The sequence below is a fragment of the Microbacterium sp. SORGH_AS_0888 genome, assembly GCF_030818905.1.
In the GTDB taxonomy this organism is placed as follows: Bacteria; Actinomycetota; Actinomycetes; order Actinomycetales; family Microbacteriaceae; genus Microbacterium.
In genome coordinates this window covers 3,095,719-3,111,274 of the sequence record NZ_JAUTAZ010000001.1, presented here as the reverse complement: position 1 = coordinate 3,111,274, position 15,556 = coordinate 3,095,719, and the positions used below count along the sequence as shown (strand labels likewise).

General features: G+C 70.3%; 11 protein-coding genes, 2 pseudogenes and 1 riboswitch. Of the genes and pseudogenes, 8 read left to right on the top strand and 5 right to left on the bottom strand.

Translation table 11 applies throughout. The annotated features are described in order from the left end of the window. Positions 1-137 precede the first annotated feature (137 nt). A riboswitch (glycine riboswitch) is annotated at positions 138-235 on the bottom strand. 334 nt (positions 236-569) lie between these two features. The 8 genes and pseudogenes from betA (at position 570) to solA (ending at position 11,796) form a co-directional block, all read left to right on the top strand. After that, on the top strand, positions 570-2,279 hold the full coding sequence (gene betA, locus QE381_RS15115; RefSeq protein ID WP_307219473.1) for a choline dehydrogenase: 1,710 nt from the start codon (positions 570-572) through the stop codon (positions 2,277-2,279). Beyond that, entirely contained in the window at positions 2,276-3,760 is a 1,485-nt protein-coding gene (locus QE381_RS15110; RefSeq protein WP_307219471.1) for an aldehyde dehydrogenase family protein, read from the top strand. Before betA ends, QE381_RS15110 begins: the two co-directional genes overlap by 4 nt. Before the next feature lie 25 nt (positions 3,761-3,785). Next, on the top strand, positions 3,786-4,859 hold the full coding sequence (locus QE381_RS15105) for a glycine betaine/L-proline ABC transporter ATP-binding protein (protein ID WP_307219469.1): 1,074 nt from the start codon (positions 3,786-3,788) through the stop codon (positions 4,857-4,859). Next, positions 4,856-6,946 carry an ABC transporter permease subunit gene (locus QE381_RS15100; protein ID WP_307219468.1) on the top strand — a complete coding sequence of 697 codons (2,091 nt, stop codon included), beginning with the start codon at positions 4,856-4,858 and terminating at the stop codon, positions 6,944-6,946. Before QE381_RS15105 ends, QE381_RS15100 begins: the two co-directional genes overlap by 4 nt. Before the next feature lie 47 nt (positions 6,947-6,993). Beyond that, positions 6,994-7,974: an ABC transporter substrate-binding protein gene (locus QE381_RS15095; RefSeq protein WP_307219466.1), complete on the top strand. Its 981-nt coding sequence runs from the start codon at positions 6,994-6,996 to the stop codon at positions 7,972-7,974. A 123-nt stretch (positions 7,975-8,097) separates the two neighbouring features. Beyond that, positions 8,098-9,147 (top strand): annotated as a pseudogene (locus QE381_RS15090) (NAD(P)/FAD-dependent oxidoreductase); the annotation flags it as partial. A gap of 28 nt (positions 9,148-9,175) precedes the next feature. Then, positions 9,176-10,591: a glycine cleavage T C-terminal barrel domain-containing protein gene (locus tag QE381_RS15085; protein WP_307219464.1), complete on the top strand. Its 1,416-nt coding sequence runs from the start codon at positions 9,176-9,178 to the stop codon at positions 10,589-10,591. A 38-nt stretch (positions 10,592-10,629) separates the two neighbouring features. Continuing rightward, a complete protein-coding gene (solA, locus tag QE381_RS15080) occupies positions 10,630-11,796 on the top strand; it encodes an N-methyl-L-tryptophan oxidase (protein WP_307219463.1) in 1,167 nt (388 codons plus the stop codon). Between the two features lie 75 nt (positions 11,797-11,871). Here the strand turns inward: solA and QE381_RS15075 are convergent, their stop codons facing one another. From QE381_RS15075 to QE381_RS15055, 5 genes and pseudogenes are all read right to left on the bottom strand, one after another. Continuing rightward, on the bottom strand, positions 11,872-12,036 hold the full coding sequence (locus tag QE381_RS15075) for a glyoxalase/bleomycin resistance/extradiol dioxygenase family protein (protein ID WP_307220601.1): 165 nt from the start codon (positions 12,034-12,036) through the stop codon (positions 11,872-11,874). Between the two features lie 320 nt (positions 12,037-12,356). Beyond that, positions 12,357-12,533: pseudogene (locus QE381_RS15070) on the bottom strand (MerR family transcriptional regulator); the annotation flags it as partial. A gap of 127 nt (positions 12,534-12,660) precedes the next feature. Next, a complete protein-coding gene (locus tag QE381_RS15065; RefSeq protein ID WP_307219462.1) occupies positions 12,661-13,143 on the bottom strand; it encodes a GNAT family N-acetyltransferase in 483 nt (160 codons plus the stop codon). 49 nt (positions 13,144-13,192) lie between these two features. Beyond that, positions 13,193-14,272 (bottom strand): hybrid-cluster NAD(P)-dependent oxidoreductase, encoded by a 1,080-nt coding sequence (locus QE381_RS15060; protein WP_307219460.1) that lies wholly within the window; start codon positions 14,270-14,272, stop codon positions 13,193-13,195. Beyond that, positions 14,269-15,555: an aromatic ring-hydroxylating dioxygenase subunit alpha gene (locus QE381_RS15055; protein ID WP_307219459.1), complete on the bottom strand. Its 1,287-nt coding sequence runs from the start codon at positions 15,553-15,555 to the stop codon at positions 14,269-14,271. The genes QE381_RS15060 and QE381_RS15055 overlap by 4 nt, the downstream gene beginning before the upstream one ends. Between the last annotated feature and the right edge of the window lies 1 nt (position 15,556).

Below are 15,556 nucleotides of genomic sequence, written 5' to 3'. Positions count from 1 at the left end.
GGAGGCTCCCTGTCGGTACCGCGCGGGCGCGCGGCGGTCGGATGGGTCACCTCCCCGCTCTGTCATCGGGCCTGAGAGCTTCACCGCGGATGGCGGCTTGCACCGTGGGCGCAGGCGTGCCTGCTTTCCAGAGTCGCCTCGCCCCCACGGTCTTGGGCCTGAGAGATTGTGCGGGGAGGGCTTGCTCCTTCGGCGCCGCGTCCGCGTGGGACACGGGCTCTCCCGCGGGGGTTCGATCGGCGTGTGGAGTTGTCGTGTGGGGCACGCTAAGGGGTCCGGACCCCGCTCGTCAAACGCGGGATGCCGGGTGTTTCCCCCCGGTGAAATCCCGGTTCCGGACGTTGTCGCGGTCTTGACAGAGGTGACCTGACGCATCACAATCCGCAACGCGATTCATGATACGCAACAGTCCGGCCGCGCACAGCCGTTCCGGGCGCCGCGTAACAGCCGTGTAAAAACTGCGTCACGCTCGCTCGCGAAACCTGGTTCGCGACGGATGGCGCCCTTAGTGTGTTGCGCAGATCGCACAGACGTTTCCTTCAGCGCAACACCCGAACCCCGAGGATGCCATGAGCCGTTCCGCACGCACCCGCCGCCCCGCACCGAAGAGCTACGACTACGTGGTCGTCGGCGGCGGCAGCGCGGGCAGCGTCGTGGCGCGGCGGCTCTCGGACGATCCCGCCGCGCGCGTGCTCGTCCTCGAGGCGGGACGCAGCGACTGGCCGTGGGATCTGTTCATCCAGATGCCGGCCGCGCTCACCTTCCCCAGCGGCCACGCCCTCTACGACTGGAAGTACGAGTCCGAGCCCGAGCCCCACATGCACGGCCGCCGCATCGCCCATGCCCGGGGCAAGGTGCTCGGCGGCTCGTCCTCGATCAACGGCATGATCTTCCAGCGCGGCAACCCGCTCGACTACGAGCGCTGGGGCGAGCTGCCGGGGATGCAGGACTGGGACTGGGCGCACTGCCTGCCCTACTTCAAACGGATGGAGAACGCGCTCGCCGCGTCGATCGGCGACCCCTACCGTGGTCACCACGGACCGCTCGAGCTCGAGAAGGGCCCCGCCACCAACCCCCTCTTCCAGGCGTTCTTCGCCGCGGCCGAGCAGGCCGGCTACCCCCGCACGGAGGACGTCAACGGGTTCCGGCAGGAGGGCTTCGGCCCCTTCGACCGCAACGTGCGCCACGGCCGGCGCCTCTCGGCATCCCGCGCCTACCTCCGTCCGGTCTGGCGCTCGCGCCCCAACCTGACCGTGAAGACCCGGGCGCTGGCCACGCGGATCCTCTTCGAGGGCACGCGCGCCGTCGGCGTCGAGTACCGACGGAACGGGCGCACGCACACGGTGCGAGCGAATGAGGTCGTCCTCGCCGGGGGATCCATCAACACCCCCCAACTGCTCCAGCTGTCGGGGGTCGGTCCGTCCGAGCTGCTCACCTCGCTCGGGATCCCCGTCGTCGTCGACCTCCCCGGGGTCGGCGAGAACCTCCAGGACCACCTCGAGGTGTACATCCAGCACGAGGCGACGCAGCCCGTCTCCATGCAGCCGTACCTCCGACCGCTGAGCATGCCGATGACCGGCCTGAAGTGGCTTCTGGGCCGCACGGGCCCCGCCGCGACGAACCACTTCGAAGGCGGCGGCTTCGTCCGCTCCAACGACGACGTGCGCTGGCCCAACCTCATGTTCCACTTCCTGCCCGTCGCGGTGCGCTACGACGGGCAGATCGCGGATGTCGCCCACGGCTATCAGGTGCACGTCGGACCGATGTACGCCGACACGATCGGACGCCTGCGCATCCGCTCGACCGACCCGACCGAGCACCCCGAGCTCGTCTTCAACTACCTCAGCACCGAGAACGACCGGCGTGAGTGGGTCGAGGCCGTGCGCGTGGCGCGCGACATCCTCTCCCAGCCGGCCATGGCGCCGTTCAACGGGGGCGAGATCGCTCCGGGCCCCGCGGTCAGCACCGACGAGGAGATCCTCGACTGGGTGGGCCGCGAGGCCGAGACGGCCCTGCACCCGTGCGGCACCGCCAAGCTCGGTCCGGCCGAGGACCCGATGGCGGTCACCGACCCGCGCACGATGGGCGTGCACGGCACCACCGGGCTTCGCGTCGTGGACGCCTCCGTCATGCCGTTCGTGACCAACGCCAACATCTACGCGCCCACGATGATGATCGCCGAGAAGGCCGCCGATCTCATCCGCGGCGTGCCGCCGCTCCCGGCAGAGGACGTGCCGTACTACGTCGCCCAGGGCCCGGCGAAGGCGGCGTCCGCATGAGCTCGTCGCTCTACGTCGCCGGCGAATGGCGCACCCCGCACGCCAGCGCCTCGCGGGAGATCCGCTGCCCCGCCGACGGCACGCTCGTGCGCACCGTGAGCGAGTGCGATGCGCAGGATGCCGCCGACGCCGTCGCGGCGGCGTCGACCGCCTGGCGCTCAGGAGCATGGAGCGAGACGCCCGAGCGCGAGCGGGGGCGCCTGCTGGAACGCGCGGCGGATCTGATCGAGCGCGATCTCGAGCAGTACGCCACGGCCGAGTCGCGCGACACGGGCAAGCGCATCGTGGAGGCGCGTCTCGACATGCAGGACGTGATCGCCTGCTTCCGGTACTACGCGACCCTCGCCGGCGCCCATCCGGGCCGCCTCGTCGACACCGGCGACCCGCACAGCCGCAGCCGCGTCGAGTACGCTCCGGTCGGGGTCTGCAGCCTCATCACCCCCTGGAACTACCCGCTGCTCCAGACCGCGTGGAAAGTCGCCCCCGCGCTGCTGGCGGGCAACGCCCTCGTGCTCAAGCCGAGCGAGCTGACCCCCTCGACCGCGATGCTGCTCATGGAGACGCTCACCGAGGCGGGGCTGCCCACGGGGGTGGCGAACCTCGTCACCGGGACGGGCGCCGAGGTCGGCGAGGTGCTCACGACGCACCCCGACGTCGATCTCGTCTCGTTCACCGGCGGGCTCGCGACGGGCCGGCGGGTGATGGCCTCGGCCGCCGCGACCGTGAAGCGGGTCGCGCTGGAGCTCGGCGGCAAGAACCCCAATGTCGTCTTCGCCGACGCCGACCACGAGACGGCCCTCGACTACGCGCTCACCGCGATCTTCCTGCACAGCGGACAGGTGTGCTCGGCGGGCGCCCGGCTGGTGATCGAGGAGTCCCTCCACGACGTCTTCGTCGACGAGCTCGTCGCACGGGCCCGACGGATACGGCTCGGCGGCCCGTTCGACGCGGCGGCCGAGACGGGGCCGCTCATCTCCGCCGCCCATCGGGAGAAGGTCGACGCCTACGTGCGCGCCGGCATCGCCGAGGGAGCCGTGCTGCGATGCGGCGGTGCGGCGCCGTCCGACCCCGCTCTGGCCGACGGCTTCTACTACCTGCCGACGATCCTCGACGGCTGCGACGGCTCCATGAGCGTCGTGCACGAGGAGAGCTTCGGGCCCGTGCTCACGGTCGAGACGTTCCGGGACGAGGAGGAGGCGGTGCGCATCGCCAACGACACCCCGTACGGTCTCGCCGGAGCGGTGTGGACCCAGGACGCCGGACGCGCCCAGCGGGTGGCGAGTCGCCTGCGCCACGGCACGGTCTGGATCAACGACTACCACCCGTACCTGCCCCAGGCGGAATGGGGCGGGTTCGGCCAGTCGGGCAACGGACGGGAGCTCGGCCTGGCCGGCCTGGACGAGTACCGCGAGGCCCGGCACGTCTACCACAACCTCGACCCGAGGCCCCAGCACTGGTTCGCTCCCGCGGGCCGGAACTGACCTTCTCACGAAAGGGATCACGCAGATGAGCACGATCATGGCGCCACCCCTCCACCCGCCCGCCGCGTCGAGCGTCGACGACTTCGAGGTCGACGGCCTCTGGAAGGTCTTCGGCACCAACCCCGAGAAGGTGGTCGGCGACGAGCGGCTCGCCGAGCTCAGCACGGCCGAGATCCTCGAGCGCACGGGAAGCGTCGTCGCCGTCCGCGACCTCAGCTTCCGCGTGGGCCGCGGGGAGGTGTTCGTGATCATGGGCCTGTCGGGGTCGGGAAAATCCACCCTCGTGCGCTGCCTGACCCGCCTCATCGAGCCCACCGCGGGTGCGATCACGATGCGCGGGGACGACCTGCTCTCCCTGGCTCCGGGACCCCTGCGGGAGTTCCGTCGGACCAAGGCGGCGATGGTGTTCCAGCACTTCGGGCTGCTGCCGTTCCGCACCGTCGTCGACAACATCGCCTACGGCCTCGAGATCCGCGGCATCGGCAAAGCGGAACGCCGGGCGCGGGCGCTGGAGATGGTCGCGCTGGTCGGGCTCGAGGGGTACGAGTGGCGCTACCCGTCGCAGCTCTCCGGCGGGATGCAGCAGCGCGTCGGCTTGGCGCGAGCGCTGGCCGGCGACCCGGACGTGCTCCTGTTCGACGAGCCCTTCTCCGCCCTCGATCCGCTCATCCGGCGCAATATGCAGGCGGAGATCGTGCGTCTGCACCACGAGATGGGCAAGACCATGGTCTTCGTCACGCACGATCTCTCCGAGGCGCTCAAGCTCGGCGACCGCATCCTCATCATGCGCCACGGGGAGCTGCAGCAGATCGGAACGGGCGCCGAGCTCGTCGGCGCGCCCGCCAACGACTACGTCGCCGACTTCGTCTCGGACGTGCCGATCGCGAGCGTGCTGACCCTGGAGTGGATCGTCCGCCCCGGCGAGGCGGCCCCCGACGCGCCGACCTTGCCCGCCACCACGGTCATCGCCGACGCGATCCCGACGCTCCTCGGCTCACCGAGCCCGGTGAGGATCGTGGACGCCGCCGGCGCCCCGCTGGGCGTCGTCGACCGCGATGCGGTCCTGCGCACCGTCGCCGGCGAACGGCATCCGTCATGAGCGCGCCGGCCGCGCCGACGACGGTCGAGATCACGAGGATCGACGCCGCCGCGCTGCAGTCCGCACCCCGTCCGCGCCGCGTCTCCGTCCCGGGCGCGATCCTCGCAGGGGTCGGAGTGCTCTGGCTCGTCGTCTTCGCCCTCTCCCACGGCCAGGGCACGGACACGCTCCCGGTCGCAGCGCTCACAGACGTCCATCAGCTCCTCAACGACGTCAAGGAGTGGGTGTCGGACAACCGCGCGACGAACCCGCTGTTCATCGCCCTCGACGGCGTGCGTGTCGTCGTCAACGCCGTGGTGCAGTTCCTCCTTGCGGCGCTGGCCGCGACGCCCTACGGACTCGGCTACCCCGAGATCGGATGGCTCGGCAGCATCCTCGTCTTCGGCTGGATCGCGTGGGTCTTCGGCAACGCACGCGTCGCCGCTCTCACCGTCGGCTTCCTCCTCGTCATCGGCGTGCAGGGCCTCTACACGGAGGCGATGCAGACCCTGGCGATCACCCTCGCCGCGGTGTTCTTCTCACTCCTGGTCGGCATTCCCCTGGGCGTGTGGACCGGCCGCTCCCGGCGCGTCGAGAGGATCGTGACGCCGGTGCTGGACTTCATGCAGACGATGCCGACCTTCGTCTACCTCGCCCCTCTCGCCCTGATCTTCCTCATCGGTCCGGCCGCCGCGGTCATCACGACCATGATCTACGCGGCACCGCCGGTGATCCGCCTCACCGCGCACGGGGTGCGCGACATCCCGGAGTCGATCGACGAGAGCGTCGCCTCGCTGGGCGCCACCCCGCGCCAGCGTCTGCGCACGGTCGTGCTGCCGCTCGCACGCAGCTCGATCGTGCTCGGCATCAACCAGACGACCATGGCGGCCCTGTCGATGGTCACGATCGCCGCCCTCATCGCCGCCCCCGGGCTCGGGCAGACCGTCGTCCAGGCCCTGCAGTCGCTCAACGTGGGGCGCGCCTTCAACGCCGGACTCGCGGTGGTGCTGCTGGCCATCGTGCTCGACCGGGTGACCACGGCGATCGGGCGTCGCGCCGATCCGGCGGTCGTCGCCGCACGCCGCTCCGCCGCCGTATGGCCGCGCCGAGCCGCGTACGCCGCCGGCGCCGTGATCGCCGCAGCCGGCGTCATCCTCTCCCGCACCCAGCTGTGGGCCGCGATCTTCCCCGCGCAGCTCGAGATCGGCGGAGCGATCGAGAGCGGCGTCAACGCGGCTTCCGCGTGGGTGAGCTCCGTCTTCGGCGACGTCACCTCGACCGTGCAGGAGATCGTGACCACGGCTCTCCTCAACCCGCTCCAGGCCCTTCTCGAGCAGTCCCCGGTCGTCGTGGTGATGGCGGCGCTCACGATCGTCGCGACCGTGGCGGGGCGCGTGAAGCTCGGGGTCGGAGCCCTCGTCGGCATGGTCGCGGTCTGGGCGCTCGGCGTGTGGGGCCCCTCGATGGTCACGCTCGCCTCGACCGTCGTGGCCAGCGCCATCACGGTCGCGATCGCGCTGGTGCTGGGCGTGTGGATGGGGCGCGTCCCCCGTGTCGACGCGGTCCTGCGGCCGATCCTGGACGCCGCCCAGACCATGCCCGCGTTCGTCTACCTCGTGCCGTTCCTCGGACTCTTCGGCCCCAACCGTTTCACCGCCATCGTGGCGGCGGTCATCTACGCGGCCCCGATCTCGATCAAGATCGTCGCGGACGCGATCCGTCAGCTTCCCGAGACGCTCGGCGAGGTCGTGCTCTCGACCGGGTCGAACCCCTGGCAGGCCGTCGTCAAGGTACAGCTGCCCATGATCCGCCCGGCGATCACGCTGGCCGTCAACCAGGCGCTCATCTACGTCCTGTCGATGGTCGTCATCGGAGGTCTCGTCGGCGGCGGGGGCCTCGGCTACCTGGTCGTCGCCGGGTTCGTCCAGACCGACCTCTTCGGCAAGGGACTGGCTGCGGGTCTCGCGATCGTGATCTGGGGGATGCTGCTCGACCGCACCACCCAGGCCTTCGCGCACCGCGCCCCGCGCGCCTCCACAGCTCCCGCGACGTCGCCTCGGCGCCGCCGGAGATCGATAACCCGATCACCTCGCACCGCCACCGCATGAGCCGAGCCCCTCGGCTCGCCCACAGAGAGTCTCACGAAGGAGAATCCATGCACCACGCACCGAAACGACGCATCCGCACCCTGTCCGCGCTCGCCGTCATCTCGGCCGGCGTCCTCGCCCTCGCCGGGTGCGGGTCCTCGCTGAACGACGCGTCGGCGAGCGCCAGCGGCGCCGCCTGCGGCACGACGAACCTCGCGATGAACAACTGGGTCGGCTACACCGCCGACGCCGCCGTGTACACGTACCTCGCCGAACACGAGCTGGGATGCACCATCGTCCAGAAGTCGATCTCGGAAGAGGTCGCCTGGCAGGGCTTCGGGACCGGCGAGATCGACGCCATCATCGAGAACTGGGGCCACACGGACCTCAAGAAGAAGTACATCGACGGCGACAAGAGCGCGGTCGAGGTCGGCCCCACGGGCAACGAGGGGGTGATCGGATGGTTCATCCCCGAGTGGATGACCGAGGCCTACCCGGATCTGAAGACCTCCGCCGACCTCAACAAGTACGCGAGCCTGTTCCAGACCAGCGAGTCCGGCGGCAAGGGACAGCTGCTCGACGGCGACCCGAGCTACGTGACGAACGACGAGGCGCTGGTGACGAACCTCGGCCTGGACTACAAGGTCGTCTACGCCGGCTCGGAGGCAGCCCTGATCGAGGCGTTCCGCTCCGCGCAGGCGAACCGCACCCCGCTGCTGGCGTACTTCTACGAGCCGCACTGGTTCTTCTCGGAGCAGAAGCTCGGCCACATCACCCTGCCGGCGTACACGGACGGCTGCGACGCGGACCCGCAGAAGGTCGCGTGCGACTACCCGCCCTACACGCTCGACAAGATCGCCTCGGCGTCCTGGTACGCGAAGGACACCCCCGCCGCGAAGCTCCTCAAGAACTTCTCGTGGACCAATGACGACCAGAACGTCGTCGCGGCGTACATCGCGAAGGACAACATGTCGCCCGAGGATGCCGCGAAGAAGTGGGTGACCGACAACCCCGACAAGGTCGCCACGATGCTCGAGGGCATCAAGTAGCCACCCCACCCCGGGAGGGGGCGGCGCGTTGCCGCCCCCTCCCGCCACACCTCTTCCTCTCCCCCGCCACACCCGCGCCGGTCGACTCGTCCCGCGCACGCTCCTGATCCCGAGGTATGCCCCATGGTCTCGTCCCCCTCCCGCAGTCCCCGCGTCGTCGTCATCGGTCTGGGCGTCGTGGGCGCAGCACTCGCCGATGAGCTGACCCTGCGCGGCTTCACCGACGTGACCGTCTTCGAGCAGGGGCCGTTGTACATCACCGGCGGCTCCTCCTCGCACGCGCCGGGATTCGTCTTCCAGACCAACACCGACCGCACGATGACGCAGCTCGCCGCACGGACGCTCGACAAGCTCGACGGCGCCTCGCTGAACGGCCAGTGGCTGCTCAAGCGCGTCGGCGGGCTCGAGATCGCCACGACCCCGGAGCGCCTCCACGACCTGAAGCGCCGTCGCGGGCTCGCCCACGCGTGGGGGGTGCCGGGCGAGCTCATCGGGCCGGAGGAGTGTGCGCGGCTGTGGCCGGGCCTGGACGTGTCCGCCGTGCTCGGCGGATTCCTCACCCCCACCGACGGAATCGTCAAGAGCGCCGCCGCGGTGCAGTGGCAGGCCGAGCGTGCACGCGACCGTGGGGCGCGCATCGTCGGCAGCACCCGAGTGGTGGGCATCGAGCGCAGCGGGGGCCGGGTGACCGGCGTCAAGGTCGTGCCGGTCCCGGCGGGATCGGCGGAGCCGGATGTCGTCGCCGCCGACATCGTGATCTCCTGCGCCGGGCTCTGGGGGCCGGGGGTGGCACGCGACCTCCTCGGCTTCGAGATCCCCATGCAGCCCATGGAGCACGGCTTCGGCTACAGCGCACCGGTTCCCTCGCTGCGCGGCGCGAACGTGCCGACCGACGAGGCGCGGCGCCCCATGCTGCGCCACCAGGACTTCTCGCTCTACCTGCGCGAGTACGTCGACCGCATCGGCATCGGCGCGTACAACCATCGTCCGATCCCCGTCGAGCAGTCGGAGATCGCGGATGCCGACGAGTTCGCCGCCACGGGCGTGCACCCGGCCATGCATCCCCTCACCTGGGACGATTTCGCCCCGTCGTGGGAGGAGGCTCGGCGTCTGCTGCCCGAGCTGCGCCAGGTCTCGTTCGAGTCCGGGTACAACGGGATCTTCTCCTTCACCCCCGACGGGGGACCCATGCTCGGTCCCCGTGCCGGGCACCGACGGGCTGTGGCTCGCGCAGGCCGTGTGGGTCACGCAGTCCGCCGGCGTCGCACAGGCGGTCGCCGACTGGATCGTCTCGGGCGACCCGGGTGTCGACACCCACGGCCTGGACGTCAACCGCTTCGATCCCGCGATCGTCAGCCGCCGGTTCACACGCGAACGCTCGTCGGAGTCGTACGACGAGGTCTACGACATCCGCCATCCGCACACCGCGACGAGGCGCCTGCGGGGCCTGCGGCGCACGCCCTTCCACCAGCGCTACGAAGAGCTCGGCGCGGTGTTCGGCGAGGGCGGCGGCTGGGAGCGACCGCTGTGGTTCGAGGCCAACGCGCCGCTCGTCGACGAGCTCGAGACCGTTCCCGTGCGCGACGACTGGGCCGCGCAGAACTGGTCGCCCATCGCCGCGGCCGAGGCGCACGCCACGCGCACCGCCGTCGCCCTCTACGACCTGACCGCGCTTCCCCGCGTCGAGGTGTTCGGCCCCGGAGCGACCGCCCTGCTCCAGCGCCTGCTCACGACGAACGTCGACGTCGCCGTCGGCCGCGTGGTCTATGGGATGCTGCTCGACGAGCAGGGCGGAATCCTGTCGGACGTCACCGTGACCCGGCTCGACACCGAGCGCTACATGATCGGCACGAACGGCAACCTCGACCTCGTGCACCTCGGCGAGCGGGCGCCCGAGGGGGTGTGGGTGCGGCAGCTCTCCCCCGGCCAGGGCGGCCTGGGCCTGTGGGGACCGCGCGCACGCGCGGTGCTGGAGAGCCTGACCGACGACGACGTGTCGAACGAGGGGTTCGGCTTCTTCCGCGCGAAGGAGATCGATGTCGCGGGCGTCCGCACGCTCGCGCTGCGCGTCAGCTACGTCGGCGAGCTCGGCTGGGAGCTCTACGTCAGCGCCGACAACGCTGTCTTCCTCTGGGACGCGCTGTGGGAGGCCGGGCGAGCGCACGGTCTCGTCGCGGCCGGGCGGCGAGCGTTCAACGCCCTGCGTCTGGAGAAGGGCTACCGCGCCTTCGGCCATGACATGACCCGTGAGCACTCCCCCGCCGAGGCGGGTCTGGACTTCGCCGTCCGCATGGACAAGGACGACTTCGTCGGCAAGGCGGCCCTCGTGGGGCGCCCCGTCACGACCCGCCTCGTGCCGCTCACCCTCGACGACCCGACGCGAGTCGTCCTGGGCTCAGAGCCGGTGTTCCTCCCCGGGGCGGCGGAGGCGGCGGGCTACGTCACCAGCGCCGACCAGGGGTACACGCTCGGGGTCTCGATCGCGTACGCCTGGCTGCCGCCGGAGCTCGCCGAGCCCGGCACGGCACTCGAGGTCGAGTACTTCGCCGAGCGCCTGTCGGCGACCGTGCGCGCCGAGCCCCTGTACGACCCCGAGATGGCCGCGATCCGCCGCTGAGCCGAGCGCCCGCCGACAGACAAGGAGAAAGAACCACGATGGAGCACTACGACGTCATCGTCCTCGGACTGGGATCGATGGGCGGGGCCGCAGCCAACATGCTCGCCGAGCGGGGCACGAAGGTCCTCGGGCTCGAGACCTTCGAGCCCGGCCACGACCAGGGTGCCGCGCACGGCGGCACCCGCATCATCCGTCAGTCGTACTTCGAGAGTCCCGAGTACGTGCCGCTGCTGCAGCGCGCGTACGAGGGATGGCGGAAGCTCGAGGCCGAGTCCGGCCGCGACATCATGGAGCTCTGCGGCGGAATCTACATCGGTGATCCGGATGACATCACCTTCCGCGGCAGCAAGGAGGCGTCGGAGCTCCACGGCCTGCCGCACGAGATCCTCGACGCCGACGAGATCCGCCGCCGCTTCCCGACCATGGACCCCGCCGACGACGCCCTCGCCGTCTACGAGGCGAACGCCGGTTACGTGCGTCCCGAGGAGACGACGATCGCCAACGCCCAGGTCGCCGCCCACAAGGGCGCGACCCTGCGTTTCCACGAGCCGGTCACGCACTGGCAGGCGACACCGAACGGCGGTGTCGAGGTCGTCACGACGCAGGGCGCCTACGGTGCCGACCGTCTCGTCGTCACCCCGGGACCGTGGGCGCCGCAGGTGCTTCCGGAGCTGCGCCTGCCGCTGTCGATCGATCGCATGATCTTCTACTGGTTCGCCCCCGACTACAGCGACGCGGTGCCCTACGAGCGTTACAGCGACGCGCAGCATCCCGTCTACATCGAGGAGACCCACGGCAACGGGCAGATCTACGGCTTCCCGATGACCGACGGCCCGTCGGGCGGTCTCAAGCTCGGCTTCTTCCGCAAGGGCACGCCCACGACCGCGAACACGATCGACCGCAACGTCTACGACCACGAGGTCGCCGAGATGCGCGAGCGTGCCCTGCAGCTGTTCCCCTTCGTCACGGGGCCGCTCGTGCAGGCCAAGACGTGCCTGTACTCGGTCACCCCCGACGAGCACTTCGTCATCGGGGCGCATCCCGGCCACGAGCAGATCCAGATCGCGTGCGGCTTCAGCGGCCACGGCTTCAAGTTCGTCCCGGTGGTCGGCGAGATCCTCGCCGACCTCGCGCTCGACGGGTCCTCGGCGCTGCTGCCACCGACGCTGTTCGATCCGACGCGTGCCGTGCTGCAGGCGTCCTGAGCGCGCTGCGGCTCCCGCTCGCGCCGCGGCCTGACGTGCCCGAGGCGTTCTCGCTCGGCGAGCGGGGGCCAGAGGTCACTCGACACCCGCCTGCATGAACGACCAGAGGGTGCCCTCTCCGTCGCGCGCCCCGAACTCGCGCACACCATAAGACATCTCGGTCGGCTCGTACACGATCTCCGCGCCCGCTCCACGCGCGCGACGGTACTGGGCATCGACGTCCGAGACGTACATCGCCATGCAGTGGGTGGCGCGTCACGCACCAGATTCCCCGGCGCGAAACCGAACACCTCGACCAGATACCGCTGCGCCGCCTCGATATCGCGATACACGAGCAGCGTCAGCCGCCGATCCAGGCCCGACTCGGCATCATCGATGCCGGCCAGGACGCCCAGCAGCTCGCCGTCGGTGGGAACGTCACCGCTCAGCAGGCGCTCCTCGACCGTTCGCACGCGCTGCCGGTGTCGCGCCAGCTCGGCGATCCTCGAGTCGATGTCGGCCAGACGTCGCTCCGTCAGACCGACCAGGTCCGTCGAGTCCGGATCGAGCCCCGCCAACGGGCTCCCCAGCTCCCGCATCAATCGGATCCGATACAGCCGCTCGACCTGTGCCGCGTCGTATCGCCGACGTCCGTCGCTGCCGCGCTCGGGCACGAGCAGCCCTCGCTCCTCGTAGTACCGCAACGTGCGCTCCGTGACCCCGGCTTGCGCCGCGACCTCACCTATCGTCCTGTCCATGACGCCGACGCGAGAACCTCACGTAGCGTGAGGAGCAAGCGAGAACCGCGCGAAGGCCGACTCGACGTCGCACCCGCGATCGGCCCTCGGGCCTGCAGCGATCTCCGGGGAGCGTCGCTGAGCGTCGTCAGTCCGAGCCGCCCCGCACCCATCGCGTCTCGCCCAGCCCTGTGTCGGCGTCGACCTGCACGTCGCCCGTCGCGACGAATCCATGCTTCGCGTAGAAGCGCTGCGCTCGGGCGTTCGCGTCGAACACCCCCAGATGCGCGGGCGAGGCGCCGATCGCGTGGTCCAGCAGCGACGACGCCACTCCGCGACCGTGCCAGGCGGCATCCACGTAGATCGACGCGAGCTCCAGCGCCGGCAGATCGGGGCGGTCCTTCGACGTCGGTGCGGTGCTCGCCACGCCGACCGCGGCCCCGTCGACCTCTGCGAGCCACACCGCACGCTCGCCGGACGCGATCCTGTGTCGCCAGCGCGCGGCGCGGACCCGCCATGTCGTGACATCCAGGTATTCATCGGCGACGAGACCGCGGTAGGCCTGTTCCCACGCCCGTGTCTGAAAGCGTCCGATCGCATCGGCATCATCTATCTGCGCGAGTCGGAGCATCCATCAACTGTCGCACGCGGTGCGGACGACGAGCCGGGAACGGGCGCGGTCAGACGTCGACCTCCACGGGCCCCTTCGGCCGCGAGCAGCAGGCGAGGATCTTGCCGGCGTCGATCTCCCGCTGGCGGATGCCGCCATTGTGCGCGATGTCGACCTCGCCCGCGATCTTGACGATCTTGCAGGTGCCGCAGAGACCGTTCTGACACGACGTCATGATCCGGATGCCCACCTGTTTCGCGGCCTGGAGGACGGTCTCCCCCTCCGCGATCACGACGCTCTTCCCGCTGCGCGCGAAGTGCACGGTGTGGCCCGGCGCGCCCTCGGTGTCGCTGACCTCGGGCGGAGCGATCTCGGCGAGCACGAACGACTCGACGTGGATGCGTTCGGCTGGGACTCCGAGCTCCTCCAGCAGCGCCACGGCATGCTGCATGTACGCGTCGGGGCCGCAGACGAACACCTCACGCGCGGACAGGTCGGGCACGTTCCGCGTGAGCATGTCGGCATCCAGACGTCCCACCGGTCCCTCCCACCTGCCGGCGGGGTCGACCGAGACGGCCTGGATCACGCGGATGCTGTCGCTGCCCGCCGCGAGGGCGCGGAGCTCGTCGCGGAACACGACCGCGTCGGGGTCGTGCGAGTTGTGCAGCAGGACCGCGTCCGTGGCGTCGCCGAGGTCGTGCAGGGCTTCCAGGACCGCGACCATCGGCGTGATTCCCACGCCCGCCGCCAGCAGCAGAACGCGCTCCGCGGGGTGGAAGGCGGTCGAGAACTCCCCCGCCGGTCCGCTCAGCTCGAGGCGGTCACCCACCCGGAGGGTGTCGTGCAGCCACCGCGAGAAGACGCCGTCGGCTTCGCGTTTGACCGTCAGCTGAACCGAGTACGGGCGGGTGGGCGGCGAGCTGACGGTGTAGCAGCGGCTGACCCGCTCGCCGTCGATGTCGGCGCTGACCGTCACGTACTGACCGGCGGCGCGCGGCAGGGCGCGGCGGTCGTCCGAGACGAACTCGAAGGTCGACACCTGCGGCGTGCGGGCGACGATGCGGGTGCACCGCAGCATCCGAGGGGCGGGGTCGTCGTCCCAGCGGTCGTGATCGTGCAGCAGAGCCGCCGGCGCGAACGTCGGGGTCACTGCGCGGCCTCGGCAGACTCGGCATCCAGGTGGGCGTTGAGCTGGTCGATGTACCAGTTGCAGAACGCGTTCACCTGGTACTCGCTCGGCACGTACGGGCCGGGGATGTAGGCGGGGTCGGTGACGCCGCGCTGGGCGAGCGCGACGAACTCCGCATCCTGATCGTTGGTCGCGCGCCACACGTAGGTGAGGTCGTCGACGTCGTAGTCGACGCCCTCGACGGCGTCTTCGTGCACGAGCCACGTCGTGCGCACGAGCGTGCGGCCCGGCGCGATCGGCAGGACCGCGAAGGTGATCGCGTGATCGGCCATGAAGTGGCACCAGAAGTTCGGCTGCGTGTGCATCGACAGGCGCCCCAGCTTGGCGTCGTCGAAGTCCCCGAGGAGCTTCGTCACGAGCTTGGCGCCGGTCATGCTGTACGACTCGCCCTCACCGTCGAGCGCCTCGCGCTGCACCCGGAAACCCATCGTGCGCGTGTCGAGCTGCTCGATGCCCCGGAAGGCGAGACCGCGCTCGATGCACTTGTGCTCAAGCTCGGCCTCGGCCGCGAGGTAGCGCTCGTGGGTCTCCTGCAGGTGCGGCGGGATGGCGTCCTCCGGGTAGCCCCAGGTGATGAAGTACGTGCAGCCGAGCTCGGGGTGCATGTCGCAGTGGTAGCACTCGCGGTTGTTCTCCATCGTGAGCTTCCAGTTGCCCAGCTCGATGAGGTCGATCTGCTTGGCGACCTTGGCGCGCCGCAGCTGGTGCTGCTCGAAGTAGGGCTCGACGATGGCCGCGACCTCGTCGATGTCGTCGTTGGGCTCGTCCGAGAGGTTCACGTAGATGAGGCCCGCGATCGAGCGGAACGCGACCTGTCGCAGGCTGTGGCAGCTCGTGTCGAAGTCGTCGGCCGCGGATGCCGCCCACACGAGCGTCCCGTCGGGCTTGTAGGTCCACTGGTGGTAGCCGCAGACGAGGTTCCCCACCGAGCCCGCGCCGGGAGTCAGGATGCGGGCACCGCGGTGACGGCAGACGTTGTGCAGCACCTGGACGTTCTCGTCGTCGTCGCGGATCACGATGAGCGAGGTCTTGCCGAACTCGACCGTGACGTAGTCGCCGGGCTCTCGGATCTCGGCCTCGGACGCGACGAAGATCCAGTGCCGGCCGAAGACGGCCTCGAGATCCAGGTCGAAGATCTCGTCGCTCGTGTAGAAGGGGGCGGGGAGGCTGTGCCCGGGTGTGCGCTCGGCGACCAGACGGCGGGTGGTCACGTTGTCGTGGGAGCGGACGACGGTAGCGGGCATC